This window comes from Cyclobacterium qasimii M12-11B (genome assembly GCF_000427295.1).
In the GTDB taxonomy this organism is placed as follows: domain Bacteria; phylum Bacteroidota; class Bacteroidia; order Cytophagales; family Cyclobacteriaceae; genus Cyclobacterium; species Cyclobacterium qasimii.
Window position 1 is genome coordinate 1 of sequence record NZ_ATNM01000179.1, and the last position, 2586, is coordinate 2586.

Below are 2586 nucleotides of genomic sequence, written 5' to 3' on the forward strand. Positions count from 1 at the left end.
ATCTTCAACAAATCCCCCTAGCCCCCTTTGACTAAGGGGGAGTCACGGAAAATGGAATTTTGAACGGCTTTTTCTCTACCGGTGGCTGAGCGGAGCCGAAGCCTTAGGTTAACGTATCCATTACACCTACCCCTTCGGCTCCGCTCAGGATCCGGTTACTCAGCTGACCTCATAGGAAATCAGCAGCCCATACATTAGTTCGCAAAAAAATCTTGAATAATTAAGTGACTCAAATAAGCCTGAAGGGCTGATACTATAATAGCCACGGGTAAAGCCCGTGGTTAGGGATATCTAAACGATCTTGATTTTGGCGGTATTGTTGCTTTTTTTCTGCAACAATGCTGACAAAATCATATTGATGCCAGCGTCCTATTCTGACTAAAACATTGATTTACTGATCATTATATCTCTCAATGGATCCCAGTTCTTCAGCAAATCCCTCCCGACTATATCGGGACAAGCACTGCCCCCTTTGACTAAGGGGGAGTTGTGGGAAATAGGGTTTGATGCTGATTTTGTATTCATCCATCGGGCTGAGTAGACCAATGCGTTTACCGTATCCGATAATCCGCTAAGCTTACAGCCCCAAAAACCTTTTGATATTTCCGGACTGCAAGTCCTCTCTGGTCTTTGCATCTGCCTCATCTTCTCTCAATGAAGCTATTCTTAGCGCACCTGTTTTGTAATCCAAGATTGGAGAATGCGTGCCAAAACCAAACTTTTCCTTACCAAAGGTTTCCATCAACCCTGCCAAGTCAAGGACATTTCTGCCCGAAGTATCCATAAACACATCCGACTTTTTAAATAATTCTAAGTCCTCTTTTTCCAAATGTGTGCTGCCGGACAAATTAAGCACCATAAACTTAGCATCAGGAACAGCCTTGACAATGGGCATAATGTCGCTTAGTCTCCATTCATTGCTGATGTCCAACCAGGAACTTGGACGACTGTCCACCATTCTCAATGTAAGGCCAATGGGTAAACCCATGTCCCGGCACTTTTTCACCATTGCTATACATGCAGAATGATCCAGGTTATAGCGGTGGTATTTTGGGAAAATTCTTACCCCTTTCATTCCCAACTTGGTAGCACTTTCCTCCAAGTCTCTTTCCCAACCGGAGTAAACAGGATTGATTACTGCAAAAGGAATCAACCGTTCTTTCCATTTCCGGTTGGTTTTGATTTCATCATAGGTCTCCCGATTGGCAGCCTGGGTATCTTTATAAAAAATCCCATTGAAATTTGTCAATACCGAAGCCGAAATACCATTGGCATCCATTCTTTCTACCAAATCCTTACAAGTACTGTTTCTTACCTGACGAAAGGGCCAGTGGCCTATATATGCATTACTATCTATCCACATGGTTGCCAGACTTTTTAAGTATATTATTATAATTATCAAAAAAGATTTTTTTCCTTTGGGTATCTGTAAGGTCAGCAGCCATTACATGACCTACGCCCTGAAAAAAGCTATTGTCACAGCCGAAGAAAATCCTATCTTCTCCTACATGCTCCATGGCATAAGGAATGACATCGGCTTCATTATTACTGCCCGACACATCCACAAACACATTGGGATATGGCTTTACTGCCTTGCAGGCATCCAGCCAATCTCCGCCGCCGGAAAGATGCGCCAATTGAAACATTGCCTCTGGATAGCGCTCCGCAACCATTACGAAATCATCTGGGGTTGAAACATTTTCAGGTTCTCTGGCATCAAAAATAACCCTTGATTTGCCTATCCCCATATGCATCAGAATGATCATTTTCATGTCGATGTATTTTTCAATAACAGGGTAAAACAAGGGATCACTTATTTTCACATGGTTGTAAAGTTTCAAACCAGTCATGCCATGGTCCATACACCTTTTTATCTCTTCCATTGCCTCTTTTGGAAAGGCTGGATTGATCGTAGGCTGACCAATAAACCTGTCGGGATATTTGGCCATAGACTTAATGATCAAATCATTGCAGGCAATAAATTCCTCCGGAAGTCCCTTACTTCCTGGAGCCATCGGCCTTGAAATGACCAGTTTTTCTATCCCTAGCCGGTCCGCAAAACCTATTTGGGTTTCCGGGCTGTCGGCTGTAGTGTAAACATGGGCATGGGAATCAATTTTCCTGTATTTCATAACCTCCTTCATAAGGTCATTCTCTTCGACAGGCTTTTCCTTACTGGTAAACCCTGTCATATGTACGCCCAATGCTATCCCTGAAACAGAAACTGCACCAGTCGAAAAAAACTTTCTTCTATTCATAATTTCTTTCTTTTTCTTGAAAGTTGAACCATCAATACTGAGTTGACATTTGGATCCTATTCTAAGCTTTTATAATTACTTGTAACGCTATATTTTGTAGTCCCAAGTATCATCAATTTATTGCTTCCATCCATGCTATTTTTCCATTTTGAACGGAGGCAGCTGCAAAATGTCCACTTAATGCCTCCTTACCATCGGGCAATTCAATGGTCATTTCTCCTTTGTCATGCATGGACATGATATAATCTTTTCCAAAAGGAGTCTCCACCATTACCATCCCTGATTTATCCATAAGGGTTACCTTTTGAATAAATGGCTTGTCTCCCTC

3 protein-coding genes are annotated in these 2586 nt (G+C 42.2%); all 3 read right to left on the reverse strand.

Annotated features, from left to right (window positions below; all coding sequences use genetic code 11):
* Positions 1-577: 577 nt before the first annotated feature.
* Entirely contained in the window at positions 578-1363 is a 786-nt protein-coding gene (locus ADICYQ_RS22155; protein ID WP_040417660.1) for an amidohydrolase family protein, read from the reverse strand.
* Positions 1350-2258: an amidohydrolase family protein gene (locus ADICYQ_RS22160; protein WP_020894182.1), complete on the reverse strand. Its 909-nt coding sequence runs from the start codon at positions 2256-2258 to the stop codon at positions 1350-1352. The genes ADICYQ_RS22155 and ADICYQ_RS22160 overlap by 14 nt, the downstream gene beginning before the upstream one ends.
* Before the next feature lie 112 nt (positions 2259-2370).
* A partial coding sequence (locus tag ADICYQ_RS22165) for a hypothetical protein (RefSeq protein WP_040417662.1) occupies positions 2371-2586 on the reverse strand: 216 nt, incomplete at its 5' end.